Raw genomic sequence first — 16,272 nt, forward strand, 5'->3', positions numbered from 1 at the left:
GCATACCGTCAAGGAACAAGCGGTCGGCACCCATTTCCTTGAGCAGTTCCGACGAAAGGTCGCCAGCGCCGAGGGCCCGGCCCAGCGCCTGGGCGAGTGCTGTCGGCAAGAAGAAGCTGCCGCTGCGCGCCGGCTTCCATTCGACCACCGACAGCTTGGTGTCGACGCCCTTGGTGCCGAGCCAGGCAATTGCCTGATCTTCGCCGCCGACCTCGTCGATCAGCTTGTTGGTCAGCGCCTGCCGCCCGGTGAAGACCCTGCCGTCGGCAAGGGCGGTGGCTTCGGCCTTGGACATCGAGCGGCGATCGGCGACGATGACGACGAACCAGTCATAGCTGTCCATGATCATGTTGCGGACCATCGCGCGTTCTTCTTCAGTCGTTGGCTTGAACGGCGAGGGCGCGGCCTTCAGCGGCGATGACTTCACCTCTTCGAGCTTGACGCCAATCTTGTCCATCAGGCCCGTCAGGTCAGGATATTGCACAAGAACGCCGATCGAGCCGACGATGGAGGACTTGCGCGCCACGATATGGTCGGTGGCCGTGGCGATCATGTAGCCGGCCGAAGCGGCCAGCGTGCCGACCTGGGTGACGACGGGCTTTTCGGCGGCAAGCTTGCGCACCGCATCGAAGATGGCTTCGCCGCCGGCGGTGGTGCCGCCGGGCGAATCGATCGACAGGATTACGCCCTTGACCGCGGCCGACTTGCGGACGTCGTCGATGCGCTTGAGCAGCTCCTCGTCCTCGGTGATCGTGCCGTCGACCCTGATCTTGGCGATATGGTCACTGGTGACGCCGGGAATCCGCTCGCCGGCGAGCCAGGTCGACAGGCCGACAATGGCCAGTGCCGCAATGACAAAGGCGACAACGCGCCAGAAAGTCACTTTGCGCCGCAACCGGCGTCGGTCGATGAGATCGTCGGCTTTCATGGACATGGCGTGCCTCGCATGCTGTGAGGCTTGCGCTTTTATCGCAACGCTTTGGCGAGAGCCACCGCTTTCCTGACGCACCTACCGTTGCGGGAACTTGGATTTGTAATGTAAATAGCCATATTGGGGTTTGCTTTTCGGCAGCTGGACGCGCGGGGCGTGTACGTTCGGCAGCATTTCTTTGACCTTGTGGTCATATTTTCGTGGCTTTCATCCGCTTCACCGTGCCGGCCTGAACACGGCCTAGATAGTTCGAAAAAGGGACATTTGCGTTGGCGCGACCGATCGATACGAGTGGCGGCGGTGGCGGCGTTGCGGTGGATACCGCAATTGCGCTTGCGACTTCGCGCGGCGATGCTTTCGACCTGGCGTCGCGCCATTCGCGCCGCGTCCGCTTTCTCAAACGCGTTTTGCCGCTGGCGGCTGTGGCGCTTGCTTTGCTGTTCGGCGGCTATTCTTATCTTGCCGCACCGCCCTCCTTCAAGGTCAAGGCTGAAGGTGCTGCCTTCTCCGAAGGCAAGCTGGTGATGGCCAAGCCTCAGCTCAGCGGCTTCACCCGGACCAATCTGCCCTATTCGATGACGGCTGACCGCGCCGTGCAAGATCCCTCCAACCAGGGTGTGGTCGAATTGCTTGGCATTGACGCCAAGCTGCCGATCACCGCCGAGAGCGTTGCCGAGGTCATTGCGGCGCGTGGTATTTATGATCGCGCGGGCAATACGCTCAATCTGACGGATCAGGTCACAGTAAAGACCAGTGACGGTATGGTCGCCAAGCTCAAATCGGCGTATCTCGATATGGGCAGCGGCGAGATGAAGACCACCGAACCGGTTGAAATAAGCCTTGACGGTTCGAAGATCACGTCCGATTCGATGTCGATGCTCGAAAACGGCAAGGTTGTCGTCTTTGAGAAGAGGGTACGCGTGGACATCGATCCGGCGCGATTGAAGGCGGCGCAGAATGATAGCGGAGGCGGGAGTGCGGCAAATTAGGTCTTTGCGGTCGTTGGCCGCGTTAACATGCGCGGGTGTTGTGCTTTGCACCGCCGGCGCTCTGGCGCAGGACAGCCAGAGCAGGCTTTCGGGCCTCAAGCTCTCCGGCGATCAGCCGATCCAGATCGAGAGCGACAAGCTCGAGGTTCGCGAATCGGAAAACCTCGCGATCTTCACCGGCAACGTCAATGTCACCCAAGGGCCGACACTGATGAAGTCGGGCAAGATGACAGTCTATTACGCCAAAGACGGCGGTTCGGCGGCCACCGGCTCCGCCAAGATCGATCGGCTTGAAGTCGATGACAAGGTCTATGTGAAGTCCGACAAGCAGGTTGCCACTGGTGACCGCGGCACATTCGACATGAAGACCGAGGTGCTGGTGATGTCCGGCAAGGAAGTCGTTTTGTCGGAAGGCGACAACGTTCTGGTTGGCTGCAAGCTTACCGTGCAGATGAAGACCGGCCTGGCGCAGGTCGACGGCTGCACCAAGRGCACCAACAGCAATGGTCGCGTCATAATGTCGATTACGCCGAGTTCGCAGAAGAAATAATGACTGAACTATCCCGGTTGTTGTCGCGTCTGAAGCCCGGCTCGGCGCAAAAGCTTGCCGCGCCCGCGATAACTGGCGGTGCCAAGAACGGTAAGTTCAAGGGTACGCTGATCGCCAAGGGCCTGACCAAGAGCTACAAGGGCAGGCAGGTAGTCTCCGGCGTGACGCTTGGCGTGCGCGCCGGCGAGGCCGTAGGCCTGCTTGGTCCCAACGGCGCCGGCAAGACGACCTGCTTCTACATGGTCACAGGGCTTGTGCCGGTCGATCAGGGCACCATCGAGATCGATGGCTTCGACGTGACCGCGATGCCGATGTACCGCCGCGCGCGTCTCGGCATCGGCTATCTGCCTCAGGAAGCCTCCATCTTCCGGGGCCTTTCGGTCGAAAACAACATCCGCGCCATTCTCGAAGTGGTCGAAAAGAGCCGCAAGGAGCGCGAGAAGTCGCTCGATGCGTTGCTTGAGGAGTTCCACATCAGCCATCTGCGCAAGGCGCCGGCCATCGCGCTGTCAGGTGGCGAGCGGCGGCGTCTTGAAATTGCGCGCGCACTGGCCAGCCGGCCCAACTACATGCTGCTCGACGAGCCTTTTGCCGGTATCGACCCGATCGCAGTCGCCGACATCCAGCAGCTTGTCCGGCATTTGACCAAGCGCGGCATTGGCGTGTTGATCACCGACCATAACGTCCGCGAGACGCTTGGCCTGATCGACCGCGCCTACATCATCCATGCTGGCGAGGTTTTGACCCACGGCCGCGCCGACGAGGTCGTCGCCAACCCGGATGTCCGCCGTCTTTATCTCGGCGAGGGTTTCACGCTCTAATCGCTGAATGTGCAGCCGGCGCTCGATGCTGCCGGCTGATGCATTGGCAATAGCTCTGCCGAAACCCCAATCTGCTTGACATGCAAAAGCCGGGCCAGTTTTATCGCAGCTGGCAGGCGCGCCGGCTTTCGGCCGCCTTGAATCGGGATCGGGTCACAACAGTCTATGGCGCTGTCGGCGAAATTACAGCTACGGCAGTCGCAGTCCCTTGTGATGACGCCACAACTGATGCAGTCGATCAGGCTGCTGCAGTTCACCCATACCGAGCTCGAACGCTTCATTGATGACGAGATCGAGCGCAATCCCCTGCTGGAGCGGGTGGACGCGCCTGAAGACGCTCCCGACCCATTTCCGAAGATCGAAACACCCAGCGAGGCAAACGATAGCGCCAGCGAGGACTGGTTCGAGGCCGAGTCGGGATGGAGCTCGGAGGCAATCTCCGACAAGCTCGACACCTCGCTCGAAAACCTGTTTCCAGACGATCCCGGCGCTGTCGAGCGCATGGGGCCAGACCTTGCAATGCAATGGAAGTCGTCGTCTCCGGGCTCAAGCTCGGGTGGTGCGTCCGATGGTTTCGACATGGAGGACATGGCAGCGGCCGCCATCACGCTGCGCGACCATGTCGGCGAGCAGATTTCCTTCTCCTTCATCGACCCGGCCGAGCGGCTCGTTGCCTCGGAATTGACCGACTGGCTCGACGAAGCCGGTTATTTCCGTGGCGATCCAGGTGAGATCGCCACGCGCTTCGGTGTCGACGAGGCATTTGTGCTCAGGGTGCTTGCAGGTTGCCAGGGCTTTGATCCGGCAGGGCTTTTCGCTCGTGATCTTGCCGAGTGCCTGCGCATCCAGCTTGCCCGCCGCAACCGGCTCGACCCGGCGATGGCGGCACTCATCGACAATCTCGACCTTCTGGCCAAGCGCGATTTCGTCAGCCTCAAGCGTCTTTGCGGCGTCGATGAGGAGGATCTGCTCGCCATGCTGGCAGAAATCCGCGCGCTAGATCCCAGGCCCGGCGGCGCCTTTGCCGGGGGCGCCGCCGATACCAWCGTGCCCGATGTCGAGGTGCGCCAGGCCGCCGACGGCAGTTGGGCGGTGGAGCTCAATCCCGAAACCTTGCCGCGCGTGCTGGTCGACCAGGTCTATTTTGCCGAGGTGACCGGGCGGACCAAGAATGCCTCGGAGCGGAACTTCCTCAGCGAGTGCCTGCAAAACGCCAACTGGCTGACGCGAAGCCTCGACCAGCGCGCCAAGACGATCCTCAAGGTCGCCTCGGAGATCGTGCGCCAGCAGGACGCTTTCCTGGTTCACGGCGTGCGCCATCTCAGGCCGCTCAACCTACGCACCGTGGCCGATGCCATCGGCATGCATGAATCGACAGTGAGCCGCGTCACCGCCAACAAATACATGCTGACGACGCGTGGCGTGTTTGAACTGCGCTACTTCTTCACCGCTTCGATCGCCTCTGCCGAAGGTGGCGACGCGCATTCGTCGGAAGCAGTGCGTGACCGCATCCGGCAGATGATCGAGGAAGAACAGGCCGCCGAGGTGCTGTCAGACGATGCCATTGTGGATATCCTGAAGAAAAGTGGCGTCGACATCGCCAGGCGCACCGTCGCCAAATATCGCGAAGGCATGAACATCGCCTCGTCCGTGCAGCGCCGGCGCGAAAAGCGTGCGATCGCAGGCAGCGCCAGCTAGGCCGAAGCCCGCGGAATTGTGGCCTTTCTGGCTCTTGATTGACAATCCCTAATGAAGTGGCTAGAAGCCCGCCCGCATGAAGAGGGCTAAGCCCGCCAAAGAAAGATGCGGCACGAGATGGCTTGTGATACGAGCCATAGGCTGCCGGTGGGTGGCCCAAGATCAGCCGACAGGTTCGGACTTAAAATCGGTGAGACAGGCGAGCCAACGCTTGTTTGCATCGGCCACGGGTATAAACTCGGACTGGTTTGAAGTCTGAACAGAAAAGGTCAGTTTTCAGATGAGCCTGCGTATTTCTGGAAAACACATGGATGTCGGCGATGCGTTTCGTACGCGTATCGAAGGCCGTATCGGCGAAGCGATCGGAAAATACTTCGATCGCGGCTTCTCCGGACACGTCAACGTCGTGAAGGCTGGCTCGCGCTACACCGCCGATTGCGTGGTGCGGCTCGATTCGGGCATGTCGTTGCAAGCCACCGGCGAGGCCCAGGAGCCGACTGCCGCGTTCGAAGCGGCAGCCGATAAGCTAGAAACCCGCCTGCGGCGCTACAAGCGCCGGCTCAAGTCGCACAATCTGGGTGCCGGCAACGGTGAATTGACCGATATCGCCTATTCCGTGGTCGCACCGCTCGTCGACGATGATGAGGATGTGCCTGAGGATTTCGCACCCGCCATCGTTGCTGAATCGACGATGGTGCTGAAGACCATGTCGGTGGCGTCCGCCGTCATCGAGCTCGATACCAAGGACAGCCCAGTTGTCGTCTTCCGCAATGCCGGCAACGAGCAACTCAACATCGTCTATCGCCGGCCGGATGGAAACATCGGCTGGATAGATCCCTCGACCGCTAAGGTCGCCCAGGGATAGTCGCCGCCGACCGCATGTGGGGTTTTGGGGCAATGCGGCGGTGAGCACAGCAAGGGAATTTCAGCATGGATCTGAGTGATCTAATCGAGGTACCGGCGATCATGCCGGCCTTGAAGGCGAATTCGAAGAAGCAGCTTCTGCAACTTCTCGCCGAAAGGGCCGCGTCGATTTCCGGCATCCCCGAGCGGGAGGTGTTCGACACCATACTCCAGCGCGAGCGTCTCGGCTCGACCGGTGTCGGCAATGGCATTGCCATCCCGCATGGAAAGCTCGCAGGCGTTAAGCGCATCACAGGCGTCTTTGCGCGCTTGGAAACGCCCGTCGACTTCGAGGCACTTGACGACCAGCCGGTCGATCTCGTCTTCCTGCTGCTGGCCCCTGAAGGGGCCGGGGCCGATCATCTCAAGGCGCTGTCGCGCATCGCGCGTGTCCTACGCGATGCCGATACCGTGGCCAAGATTCGCGGCACGCGCGACGCGTCCGCCATCCTGGCGCTTCTGTCGGAGACGCCGGCTTCACACGCCGCTTGACGTTTGGGTAGATGCTTGGGATTTTGGAAAAGCTTGGCAAGGGCCGCGTTTCGCGGCCCTTTTCCGTTTCGCCACCTGTCGTATCGGCCCGAATGGAGCCGATACCGCAAAGGGTTAGTGGATGGCGACGGTCGTCAGATCGTTTTCCATCGCACCGGCAAGAGCACGGTCACGAGCGTCGGACAATAGGATCGGCTCGCCATTGGCGGCAAACAACGCCCACAGCTCAAGGCCGGGATCGATCTCTGTGAGGCCTGGGAAACGGCCGCGCAGGTCGTCGCTGGATACCTTCCTGAGATAGGCGACGGAACCTTCGCCGAGATGGGCGAGTTCGCCCGTAGTCATGGTGTGTCTCTGGTCAGTACTGGGCATTGCAGCCTCCTTCTAGCCAGGATGCCGATTCGGCCATCCCGCATGAGAGCCATCGGTAGCTCTTAGTCTGCTACCGATATGTTTATTTTCCGTACCAGCCGTTCGGCTTCCGGTCGGTCGAGATCGACCGAGAGCAGACCGTTCTTTAGATCGGCCGCGATCACCCGCATTCCGTCAGCCAGCACGAAGCAGCGTTGGAACTGTCGTGATGCGATACCGCGATGCAGGAACTCGCGCTCCTTGTCCTCGCTCTGTCGGCCACGCACGATGAGTTGGTTCTCCTCGACGGTGACGTCGAGATCGCTTTCGGCGAACCCGGCCACGGCAAGCGTAATCCGCAGCCTTTCGCTCCGTTCGTCACCATCCCTGATGCGTTCGATGTTGTAGGGCGGATAGCTGTCGCCCGACTTGGCAAGGCGCTCCAGCGTCTTTTCCATCGTGTCGAAACCCAAGAGAAGCGGGCTCGAAAAGGGCGTCATACGGCTCATGTTACAGCTTGTCCTCCGAGAGCGACATAAAGCGGAAAAACCCAGGTGGCATTTTCCCGACTGTTGTTGATATGGTCCGCCGCGTCGGCAACTTCAAGACTGCAAAAAAACTGCCCAACAAGGAAAGAAAATGCCCATACCGCGCAAGATTATCATCGACACCGACCCCGGTCAGGACGATGCCGTCGCCATATTGCTGGCGCTCGGAAGCCCCGAACTGGATATCCTGGGAATCACTGCCGTCGCCGGCAACGTGCCGCTGAAGCTGACAGAGAAGAATGCCCGCAAGATCTGCGAACTGGCCGGCCGCCCCGATATCAAGGTTTTCTCAGGCGCCATCCGTCCGCTGATCCGCGAACTCGTCACCGCCGAGGAAGTCCACGGCAAGACCGGCCTCAATGGCCCCGAACTGCCTGAGCCCACGATGAAGCTCGAGGAGCAGCACGCCGTCGACTACCTCGTTGAGACGCTGATGCGCGAGGAAGCGGGCACCGTCACGCTGTGCCCGCTCGGTCCGCTCACCAACATCGCACTCGCCATGATCCGCGAGCCCAAAATTGCACCGCGTATCAAGGAAATCGTGCTGATGGGCGGCGGTTTCTTTGAAGGCGGCAATGTCACGCCCTCGGCCGAGTTCAACATCTATGTCGACCCGCATGCCGCCGACGTGGTGTTCCGCTCGGGCGTGCCGATCGTCATGATGCCGCTCGACGTCACCCATAAGGCGCTGACGACGACCAAGCGCATCGATGCTTTCCGCCAGCTCGGCACCAAGGTTGGCCTCGCCACCGCCCAGATGCTGGAGTTCTTCGAGCGCTACGACGAGGGCAAGTACGGCACCGATGGCGGTCCGCTGCATGATCCGTGCGTCATTGCTTACCTTATCAAACCCGAGCTGTTCCAGGGCCGCTTCTGCAACGTGACGGTCGAGACGGCGTCGGAGCTGACAATGGGCATGACTGTGGTCGACTGGTGGGGTGTCACCAAGCGCGAGAAGAACGCCACCGTCATGCGGGACATCGACCATGACGGCTTCTTTGAGCTGCTGGTCGAGCGCCTCGGCCGGCTCTGAGAGCAAGTGTTGAACAGAAAGGGGCGGCACGTGGCCGCCCCTTTTGTTTTGTAGGTGGACGAAACGTTCTATCGCGCGCGCGAAAACGCCAGCCACACCCCGCCGCCGACAAGGAACGTGCCGCTGAWGCGCGTCATCAGCTTGAGGCGCTTGGCCGAGAGAAACTTGCCGGCGCGGCCGGCTGCCACGGCGTAAGTGGAATCCGACAGTGCTGCGAAAACCATCGCGGTGATGCCCATGATGACGATCTGCTGGGCGTAGTTTGCGGTCGGGTCGATGAATTGCGGAATGAAGGCGCCGAAAAAGATCAGCGTCTTGGGATTGCTGATCGCAACCAGGAAGCCTTGCAGGAAAAAGCCGCCGCGCGGTCGCTTGGGCAAACCGTYGGCGGCAAGTTCGCCGCCCGAGCGGAACATCTGGATGCCGAGCCAGATAAGATAGGCCGCACCCAAAAGCCTGACCCATTCGAACCAGTGGCCCATGGCCTCGATCATCTGGTTGAGGCCGATGCCGACAATCGCGATCATCATGGCGACGCCGATCTGCGTGCCGGCGGCGTTGAGCAGTCCAGCGCGCGTGCCGTGCCTGATACTGGAGGCGATGATCAACGTGACGGTCGGCCCCGGTATCAGCACGATGACGATACAGGCAACGACGTAGGCAGCGTAAAGTTCGAGCGACATGTCCGTTCCTCCGGCGGTCGCTCGACACTAAGCACTGAGATTTTACGCGTCTCCAGAAGGTGCTGCGCTCAACCCTTGAGTGCGGCATCCACCTCGGCGGCGAGCGGGATGGCTGGCTGGGCACCCGGCTTCAAGCAAGCAAGCGACCCGGCCACAGCCGCGCGCCGAAGCGCGTCCTTGAGGTCGAGCCCAGTCGACAGGCTGGCGGCGAGATAGCCGCAGAAGGTGTCGCCTGCACCCACAGTATCGACCGGCATGATCTTGAGCGCGTCGACATGGACGAGTTCGTCGCCCTTTGCCGCCAGAACGCCTTCGCCGCCGAGCGTGACGATGACGGTAGCGCCGGTACGGCGGGCAAATTCGCTCATGCGCTCCGGCCGCTCGCCGGCAGGAAGGCTCAGGGCCTCGGCGTAGAGGTCGAACTCGGTTTCGTTGGCAACGACATAGTCGGCCTTGCCGACGAAGCTTGCGGCTTCGGCGCGGAAGGGGGCGGTGTTGAGCATGGTCACCGCTCCCGCCTTGCGTGCCGCCTCGAGTGCCGCGTCTACGGTCGCGAGCGGTATCTCATGCTGGAGAAGGACGATGTCGCCCTTTTTGAACTGCGCCTTGGCGAGGTCGCCCGGCACCACCGAGCCATTGGCGCCCGGAACCACAGCGATCATGTTCTCGCCGTCGCCGCCGACCAGGATCAGCGCGATGCCGGTGGCCGCCTGGATATGGGCGACGCCGGAAAGGTCGACCCCACCATCCTTGAGATAAGCAGTCGCTTCGCTGGCAAACGCGTCCTTGCCGACCGCACCCACCATGCGCACCGGTACACCGGCGCGCGCCGCCGCAAGCGCCTGGTTGGCGCCCTTGCCGCCAGGCGCGGATTTGAAGTCGCTGCCCGGAACGGTCTCGCCGGGACCCGGAAGACGGCCAACAGTGGTGATGAGGTCGAGGTTGATGGATCCGACAACGGTGATCACGGCAGTCTCCTGAAAAATCGGCCGGAAACTAACCTGTGTCGCGTCCACTTGCCAGATGGTGCGTTGTCATTTGACACATCACCCCGCGACCTGTCCGGCCTCCCAACCCAGGATCGCACGCTTGCGCGTCAGGCCCCAGTGGTAGCCGGTCAGCGCGCCGGACTTTCCAAGCGCACGGTGGCAGGGCACGACGAAAGATAGCGGGTTGGCGCCGACGGCGGCACCCACAGCGCGGCTCGCCTTGGGCGAACCGATTTCCGAGGCGATCGACGAATAGGTGCATGCCCGGCCCATCGGGATCTTGAGCAGCGCCTCCCAGACCCGGACCTGGAAGTCGGTGCCGATCATCACTACGCGCAGCGGTTGGTCCTGCCGCCAGCGGGTCGGATCGAAAATGTGGGCGGCATAAGGTGCTGTCGCGCTCATGTCTTCGACATAGGTGGCGTTGGGCCAGCGGCCAGACATGTCGGCAAAGGCCGCGCGYTCTTCGCCGGCATCGTTGAACGACAGGCCGGCGAGCCCACGGTCGGTGACCATGACAAGTGCTACGCCAAAGGGCGAGATGTGGAAGCCGTAGCGGATGGTAAGGCCGGCACCTCGGGTCTTGTAGTCGCCTGGCGACATTGCCTCATGGGTAACGAACAAGTCATGCAGGCGACCCGGCCCCGACATGCCGACCTCGAACGAGGCCTCGAGCAGCGGCAGGCCATCGTCGAGCAGTTTGCGTGCGTGATCGAGTGTCACCGCCTGCAGGAAGGCCTTTGGCGACAGGCCGGCCCAGCGGCTGAACAGCTTCTGCAAGCCGGTCGGCGTTTCGCCGACTTCGTCGGCTAGGGTTTCGAGCGAAGGCTGGTCGCGATAGTCGAGGCTGATCTTTTCGATCACCCGGCGCACAGTTTCATATTCGGAACCGACGGGCGTGATGTCCTGCTGCAGGGTGGCGATGGGTTTCGTTTGCGTCTGGGCGTTCATGGTCATRTCTCCTTGGACGCCAATATCGCGCTGTCGGTGGGTATTTCCCACCCGATTCCTGCTCATCTGCTCCTTGCGGTTGCAAGTGCCCGCGAAAAAGCCTTGGCGAAGCTTTCGCGGTCGTCGGGATTGAGGAAGCTGCCGATCGGCACGCTTTTTTCCCGTGATACCACGGCCATGTCGGTGATGCCGATCTCGTCGTGACGGGAGACGGCAAAACGCGCCCAGAACGGGTTGAAATGATACTGCTCCGATTTGCCGGAAGGCGCGGTCTTGAGGATGTCGAGGCTGGTGCGGGAGACGGTCACTTCTTCGCAAGCACGGGCCGCGCGATAGTTGAGCCGGAAGGCGATGTAGAGGCCGATGACGTCGAGGCCGAAGAAGCCGAAGATCGGCCAGGCGCCGTAGCTCAGGAAGATGATGCCGGTGACGATCCAGCCGAACATCAAGGCGCCCATCAGGATCATGAAACCGGTGCGGCCAAGCGACCGGTGCGGCAGCAAAAGCGCCTTGAAGAAGGGCTCGTCGGCAGCAAAAGTGGCGTTTGTCTCGCTCATGTCGGTTAATTATAGAGAGCCTATGAAAAACCCCAAGTCCAAAGATGCGCCAACTGCGTCGCAGGCCACCGTTCGCGCCGGCACCAAGCCGCGCGCCCGCGCCACGCGTGCCAAGTCGCTCTACTCGGCTGCGGAAGTCCGTGAAATCTTCCGCCGTTTCCAGGTCCAGCGGCCCGCGCCGAAGGGCGAACTCGAACACGTCAATCCATTCACGCTTTTGGTCGCCGTGGCGCTGTCGGCGCAGGCGACCGACGCCGGCGTCAACAAGGCGACGCGGGCGCTTTTCGCCATTGCCGATACGCCTGAAAAGATGCTGGCGCTCGGCGAAGAGGCGGTCGGCCAGCACATCCGTACCATCGGCCTGTGGCGCAACAAGGCCAAGAACGTCATCGCCCTGTCGGAGGCGCTGATCCGCGATCATGGCGGTGAGGTGCCCGACGATCGGAACATGCTCGTCAAGCTGCCCGGTGTTGGCCGCAAGACCGCCAATGTCGTGCTCAACATGGCCTTCGGCCACCATACCATGGCGGTCGACACCCATATCCTGCGCATCGGCAACAGGATCGGGCTGGCGCCCGGCAAGACGCCCGATCAGATCGAGGCGATCCTGGTCAAGATCATCCCCGACGAGTTCATGCTGCATGCCCATCACTGGCTGATCCTGCATGGCCGCTATGTCTGCAAGGCACGCAAGCCCGATTGCTGGCGATGCGTCATCGCCGATATCTGCAAGTCACCGGAAAAGTCGACAAGCGAGCCCGCGCCGCTGGTGCTGCTGGACGAACTCGATGCGGTCGAGGTCGCCGAAGCCGAAGTGGCGGCCCAGTAGTCGCGCGGCAGGCCTGTCAGCAGGTTGCCGCTGTCACTATTGACGACCAAACCGCTCCCGAGCACATTTCAACCGTGGCCCTGACCCGTGACATCAATTCAATGCCGGATTGGATCCGCAGCGAGCTTGTCTCGCGCGGCGTGCTTGCAGCTTATGAGGCGCGGCCGGACTATCAGCGCAACGACTATCTCGGCTGGATCGAACGCGCCAAGCTGGATGCGACCCGCCGCAAGCGGCTCGACCAGATGCTCGACGAGCTTGAGCGTGGCGGTGTCTACATGCGGATGGTCTGGCGCGCCTGATCCTGTTGGCGGATGCTGAAATGTCGATCTGGCCTGCTGCTTGGCTGTCGGGCTGTGCTACATCCCCGGCAACGATGGATGGAGCCTGACTGATGACCACTTTTGACCTTGCCGATATTCCCGTCATCGAGACCGAACGCACCATCCTCAGGCCGCACCGGCTGGCCGATTTCGACGCCTATGCCGAAATGTGGGCCGATCCGGTGGTCACGCGTTTCATTGCCAAGCCACGGACGCGCGAGGAAAGCTGGCAGCGTTTCCTGCGCCATGCCGGCTCCTGGTCGCTGATCGGCTATGGCTTCTGGGCGGTCGAGGAAAAGGCCACAGGCCGCTTCATCGGCGAGGGCGGCTTCCATGACCTCAAGCGCGACATCGAACCTTCGATCGAAGGCATTCCCGAGGCCGGATGGGGGTTCGTCGCCGACATGCATGGCAAGGGCATTGCCAGTGAGGCGGTGGCGGCGTTCGTACGCTGGGCCGACAGCTGCTTTGGCGGCCGCACCGTCTGCATCATCGATCCGGCAAACGGTGCTTCGCTGCGCGTCGCCGAAAAGAATGGCTACCGCGAGATCGACCGCACCACCTATCATGGCGAACCGACGATCTTGCTCGAACGCCTAGGTTAGGTCTGGCGTCAGTTGCCGAGCGCCGTCGAGACGATCGGCCTGGCGTTGCCGATGCGTTCCCAGCGGTGGCCGTTGCCTTGCGCCTGGCGGGCAAAATAGCTGTAGGGCGTGCTCGACCAGTCGCGGACTGAGCTGGTCATGTTATCGAGGATGAGGTCGCCCTCGCTGGTCCGTACGGTCAACACCGTATGACCTTGACCACGATAGCGCGCCACGGTGAGCAGCAGTGCCGATGCCGGCCAGCCGCGTGCCAGCAGCTCCTTTTTCTTCAGGATGGCGAAGTCTTCGCAATCGCCATAGGCGGTTGGCACGCGCCAGTCATCGTCCATGCCGACAGCGACAAGGTCGCTGCGCTCCTTGATGCGGGAATTGACCGAGCGGTTGACCTGCTGCAGCTCGGCGTTGAGCCTGGACTGCAAGGCGATGACCTTTTTGCCGCCAGATGTGCTGCATAGCCGGGGCTCGCGGCTGCAGAATGAGGCAAAAGCGGGCGGTGCGAAGGCATTGCCCCTGGTTTCCATCGTCGTGCCAGCCTGAGCGGCAAGCGGGCTGGCGAACGAAGCCGAAAGCGCGATCAGTGCGGCATAACGTTTCACGGTTTTGTACCCCGGTGCTTAGCCTAAAGGATGATGGGTATCGGTAAATGAGCTGTTGCTAAAGTGACGATCGCGCCGGTAAGCGGCAGAATGCTTAACAAATTGTAACTTGCTTAAACAAGACTTGAAGCAGGGCGGCGATAGTGCCCCTCGTAGGCGCCGGTTGTCGTTTTGGAAGCTGTGAGCGGCGCCCGAAGGGCGAGCGCGCACCGGCTGACTCAGGCTGGAACTCCATGTGGGATGGCGTGTGAAAAACTGAAAACACAGGCGTTGCTGCCGTTGACATAGCCTCGGTCGTTTTGCAGAGTGAAACCGGTTTCACTTTTGGGAAATGTGCCGCTTGAAGTTCGACCTGTCGATCCTTGCGAAGCATATCCCCTTCCTGCTGGAAGGGGCGTGGCTGACGCTGCAGGCCTGCACGCTTGCCGTCATCGGCTCTCTCGTGCTCGGCCTGGCTGTCGGCGCGATGCGGACCTCGGCCTCGCCGCTGCTCAACAGGCTGGCTGCCATCTATGTCGATATTTTCCGCAACATCCCCTTCATCGTGCAGCTGTTTTTCTTCTATTTCGGCCTGCCCGAGATCGGCATCTATATCGATGCCTTCACCACCGGCGTGGTTGCCCTGTCGGTCGCCGGCGGCGCCTTCACCTCCGATGTCATCCGCTCGGGCATCCTGGCCATCGACCCTGGTATCATTGAGGCGGCGCAGGTCAGTGGGCTCAAGAAAAGCACCATCTTCCGCCGCATCGTCTTGCCGATCGCGCTCCGCGCCTCGGTCAGGCCGTTGGGTTCGGTCTTCATCAACCTGATCCTGACGTCGTCGATCCTGTCGACCATCACGCTTAACGAGCTGACCGGCTCGGCCAAGATCGTCGCCTCCAACACCTTCAGGCCGTTCGAGGTCTATTTCGTCCTGCTCGTTGCCTATGCGGCGCTGACCTATTCCGTTTCGATCCTCAGCGGCGTTCTGCACCGCTACCTCAACCGTCACCAGTCTGAGGGAGCGGTCTGATGCGCTACGGGGATTTCACGCCGTTCGACATCGTCCTGCTTTTGCAGGGGCTGGGCGTATCGCTGGCGCTGTTCGTCTCGACGACCCTGATCGGGCTCGTCGTCGGTTCGCTCTGGGCGGTGATCCGCTTCTATCGCGTGCCGGTGCTGATGCAGATCGTCACCTTCGTCGCCGAACTGCTCAAGAATTCGCCGGTGTTGGTCCAGCTGTTTTTGGTGTTCTTCGGCCTGCCTGCCTTCTTCAAGATCAACGTCACGCCGACCGAAGCGGCTGTCATCACGCTGTCGGGCAACAGTGCCGCCTTCATCTACGTGATCGCGGTGTCGGCGATCGAATCCGTCGGCCGCGACCAGATCGAGGCCGCGCGTGTCTTTGGCCTGACGCGCTGGCAGACCTTGCGCCGGGTGATAGCGCCGCAGGCGGCCGCCTTTGCCATCGGCCCGCTCACCGGTCTCCTTGTCAATCAGTTGCAGGTCACCTCGCTAATCTCGGTGATCGGCGTCATGGACCTGACCAAGGTCGGCAATATCCTGAACCTGCGCACGCTCAAGCCGTTCCTCGTCTGGACTGCTGTCGGCGCGCTCTACTACCTGACCGCAAAGCTGGTCGCCTACGCCGGAAGCCGTTTCGAAAAGCGGCTCAGGGCGCATACGGCATGGAGAGGCCTGTAATGATCAGCGTATCGGGAGTGCGCAAATCCTTCGGTGCGGCCACCGTGCTCAACGGCATCGATCTCGAAATCCGCCAGGGCGAGGTCGTTTCGGTGCTGGGCTCCAGCGGCTCGGGCAAGTCGACCCTCATCCGCTGCATCAACGGTTTGGAGAAGATCGACGCCGGCAAGATCACGGTCGACGGTTTCGATGTTTCCAAGCCGCGCGAGCTGAGCGAGGCACGCAAGCGCTCTGGTACTGTCTTCCAGCTGTTCAACCTCTATCCGCACATGACCGCCGTACAGAACATCTCCCTTGCTCCGGTTGAGGTGCTGAAGGTGCCGCGCAAGCAGGCCGAGGCCGAGGCGCGCGAACTGTTGCAGTCGGTCGGGCTGAGCGATCGTGCCGACGCCTATCCTTCGCAGCTCTCCGGCGGCCAGCGCCAGCGTGTCGGCATCTGCCGGGCGCTTGCGATGAAGCCGAGTTACCTCCTGCTCGACGAGGTGACGAGCGCGCTCGACCCTGAGATGACATCAGAAGTGCTGTCGATCCTGGCCGCACTCGCCAAGACCGGCACCACCATGGTGTTCGTCACCCACGAGATCGAGTTCGCGCGGTCCATTTCCTCGCGCATCGCCTTCCTCGACAAGGGTCTGCTCATCGCCGACCTGCCGACCGAAGAGTTCTTCTCGGCCAAGGGCATGGCCCTGCCGCGCGTGGCTCAATTCCTCTCCAAGATGCGTAAAGACTGAAAATGATCC

The 16,272-nt window shown here is 61.7% G+C and carries 21 protein-coding genes; 13 read left to right on the forward strand and 8 right to left on the reverse strand.

All coding sequences use genetic code 11. From position 1 onward, the window contains the following. On the reverse strand, window positions 1-934 hold a 934-nt coding region (gene sppA / locus AC1DUU_RS07690), incomplete at its 3' end, for a signal peptide peptidase SppA (protein ID WP_476782826.1). A gap of 266 nt (window positions 935-1,200) precedes the next feature. Here sppA and lptC point away from each other — a divergent pair. The 6 genes from lptC to ptsN all read left to right on the forward strand — a co-directional run bounded on the left by lptC (window position 1,201) and on the right by ptsN (window position 6,384). Next, window positions 1,201-1,920 (forward strand): LPS export ABC transporter periplasmic protein LptC, encoded by a 720-nt coding sequence (gene lptC / locus AC1DUU_RS07695; protein WP_476782827.1) that lies wholly within the window; start codon window positions 1,201-1,203, stop codon window positions 1,918-1,920. After that, window positions 1,889-2,470 (forward strand): LptA/OstA family protein, encoded by a 582-nt coding sequence (locus AC1DUU_RS07700; RefSeq protein ID WP_476782828.1) that lies wholly within the window; start codon window positions 1,889-1,891, stop codon window positions 2,468-2,470. The genes lptC and AC1DUU_RS07700 overlap by 32 nt, the downstream gene beginning before the upstream one ends. After that, a complete protein-coding gene (lptB, locus tag AC1DUU_RS07705) occupies window positions 2,470-3,291 on the forward strand; it encodes an LPS export ABC transporter ATP-binding protein (RefSeq protein ID WP_476782829.1) in 822 nt (273 codons plus the stop codon). Before AC1DUU_RS07700 ends, lptB begins: the two co-directional genes overlap by 1 nt. 165 nt (window positions 3,292-3,456) lie before the next feature. Then, window positions 3,457-4,989 carry an RNA polymerase factor sigma-54 gene (gene rpoN, locus AC1DUU_RS07710; RefSeq protein WP_476782830.1) on the forward strand — a complete coding sequence of 511 codons (1,533 nt, stop codon included), beginning with the start codon at window positions 3,457-3,459 and terminating at the stop codon, window positions 4,987-4,989. A 280-nt stretch (window positions 4,990-5,269) separates the two neighbouring features. Beyond that, a complete protein-coding gene (hpf, locus tag AC1DUU_RS07715; protein ID WP_476782831.1) occupies window positions 5,270-5,854 on the forward strand; it encodes a ribosome hibernation-promoting factor, HPF/YfiA family in 585 nt (194 codons plus the stop codon). Between the two features lie 65 nt (window positions 5,855-5,919). After that, window positions 5,920-6,384: a PTS IIA-like nitrogen regulatory protein PtsN gene (gene ptsN / locus AC1DUU_RS07720; protein ID WP_476782832.1), complete on the forward strand. Its 465-nt coding sequence runs from the start codon at window positions 5,920-5,922 to the stop codon at window positions 6,382-6,384. 114 nt (window positions 6,385-6,498) lie between these two features. On the opposite strand, the gene AC1DUU_RS07725 is transcribed toward ptsN, so the two are convergent. Then, window positions 6,499-6,756 (reverse strand): BQ00720 family protein, encoded by a 258-nt coding sequence (locus AC1DUU_RS07725; protein WP_476782833.1) that lies wholly within the window; start codon window positions 6,754-6,756, stop codon window positions 6,499-6,501. Between the two features lie 62 nt (window positions 6,757-6,818). Next, complete coding sequence (locus AC1DUU_RS07730; RefSeq protein ID WP_476782834.1) at window positions 6,819-7,244, reverse strand: Hsp20 family protein; 426 nt, start codon at window positions 7,242-7,244, stop codon at window positions 6,819-6,821. A gap of 130 nt (window positions 7,245-7,374) precedes the next feature. Between AC1DUU_RS07730 and AC1DUU_RS07735 the strand changes: the two genes are divergently transcribed. Further along, complete coding sequence (locus AC1DUU_RS07735) at window positions 7,375-8,316, forward strand: nucleoside hydrolase (protein ID WP_476782835.1); 942 nt, start codon at window positions 7,375-7,377, stop codon at window positions 8,314-8,316. Between the two features lie 68 nt (window positions 8,317-8,384). On the opposite strand, the gene AC1DUU_RS07740 is transcribed toward AC1DUU_RS07735, so the two are convergent. The 4 genes from AC1DUU_RS07740 to AC1DUU_RS07755 all read right to left on the reverse strand — a co-directional run bounded on the left by AC1DUU_RS07740 (window position 8,385) and on the right by AC1DUU_RS07755 (window position 11,496). Then, complete coding sequence (locus AC1DUU_RS07740; RefSeq protein WP_476782836.1) at window positions 8,385-8,999, reverse strand: LysE family translocator; 615 nt, start codon at window positions 8,997-8,999, stop codon at window positions 8,385-8,387. A 68-nt stretch (window positions 9,000-9,067) separates the two neighbouring features. Further along, on the reverse strand, window positions 9,068-9,967 hold the full coding sequence (locus AC1DUU_RS07745; protein WP_476782837.1) for a ribokinase: 900 nt from the start codon (window positions 9,965-9,967) through the stop codon (window positions 9,068-9,070). 78 nt (window positions 9,968-10,045) lie between these two features. After that, a complete protein-coding gene (locus AC1DUU_RS07750) occupies window positions 10,046-10,939 on the reverse strand; it encodes a methylated-DNA--[protein]-cysteine S-methyltransferase (protein ID WP_476782838.1) in 894 nt (297 codons plus the stop codon). A 62-nt stretch (window positions 10,940-11,001) separates the two neighbouring features. Next, a complete protein-coding gene (locus tag AC1DUU_RS07755; RefSeq protein ID WP_476782839.1) occupies window positions 11,002-11,496 on the reverse strand; it encodes a DUF2244 domain-containing protein in 495 nt (164 codons plus the stop codon). A 22-nt stretch (window positions 11,497-11,518) separates the two neighbouring features. Here AC1DUU_RS07755 and nth point away from each other — a divergent pair, with 22 nt between their 5' ends. The 3 genes from nth (at window position 11,519) to AC1DUU_RS07770 (ending at window position 13,253) form a co-directional block, all read left to right on the forward strand. Next, a complete protein-coding gene (nth, locus tag AC1DUU_RS07760; protein ID WP_476782840.1) occupies window positions 11,519-12,325 on the forward strand; it encodes an endonuclease III in 807 nt (268 codons plus the stop codon). Between the two features lie 74 nt (window positions 12,326-12,399). Further along, window positions 12,400-12,627, forward strand: coding sequence for a YdeI/OmpD-associated family protein (locus AC1DUU_RS07765; protein ID WP_476782841.1), 228 nt, complete (start codon window positions 12,400-12,402; stop codon window positions 12,625-12,627). A gap of 92 nt (window positions 12,628-12,719) precedes the next feature. Next, window positions 12,720-13,253, forward strand: coding sequence for a GNAT family N-acetyltransferase (locus AC1DUU_RS07770; RefSeq protein WP_476782842.1), 534 nt, complete (start codon window positions 12,720-12,722; stop codon window positions 13,251-13,253). A gap of 8 nt (window positions 13,254-13,261) precedes the next feature. Here the strand turns inward: AC1DUU_RS07770 and AC1DUU_RS07775 are convergent, their stop codons facing one another. After that, on the reverse strand, window positions 13,262-13,849 hold the full coding sequence (locus AC1DUU_RS07775) for a transglutaminase-like cysteine peptidase (RefSeq protein ID WP_476782843.1): 588 nt from the start codon (window positions 13,847-13,849) through the stop codon (window positions 13,262-13,264). Window positions 13,850-14,189: 340 nt separating this feature from the next. Between AC1DUU_RS07775 and AC1DUU_RS07780 the strand changes: the two genes are divergently transcribed. Genes AC1DUU_RS07780 through AC1DUU_RS07790 form a run of 3 tightly spaced genes read left to right on the forward strand, consistent with a single transcriptional unit; the run spans window position 14,190 to window position 16,263 of the window. Continuing rightward, complete coding sequence (locus tag AC1DUU_RS07780) at window positions 14,190-14,861, forward strand: amino acid ABC transporter permease (RefSeq protein ID WP_476782844.1); 672 nt, start codon at window positions 14,190-14,192, stop codon at window positions 14,859-14,861. Beyond that, window positions 14,861-15,532: an amino acid ABC transporter permease gene (locus AC1DUU_RS07785; protein WP_476782845.1), complete on the forward strand. Its 672-nt coding sequence runs from the start codon at window positions 14,861-14,863 to the stop codon at window positions 15,530-15,532. Before AC1DUU_RS07780 ends, AC1DUU_RS07785 begins: the two co-directional genes overlap by 1 nt. Further along, window positions 15,532-16,263, forward strand: coding sequence for an amino acid ABC transporter ATP-binding protein (locus AC1DUU_RS07790; RefSeq protein ID WP_476782846.1), 732 nt, complete (start codon window positions 15,532-15,534; stop codon window positions 16,261-16,263). Before AC1DUU_RS07785 ends, AC1DUU_RS07790 begins: the two co-directional genes overlap by 1 nt. The last annotated feature ends 9 nt before the right edge of the window (window positions 16,264-16,272 follow it).

It is taken from the genome of Aminobacter sp. P4_H6_2 (genome assembly GCF_056400805.1).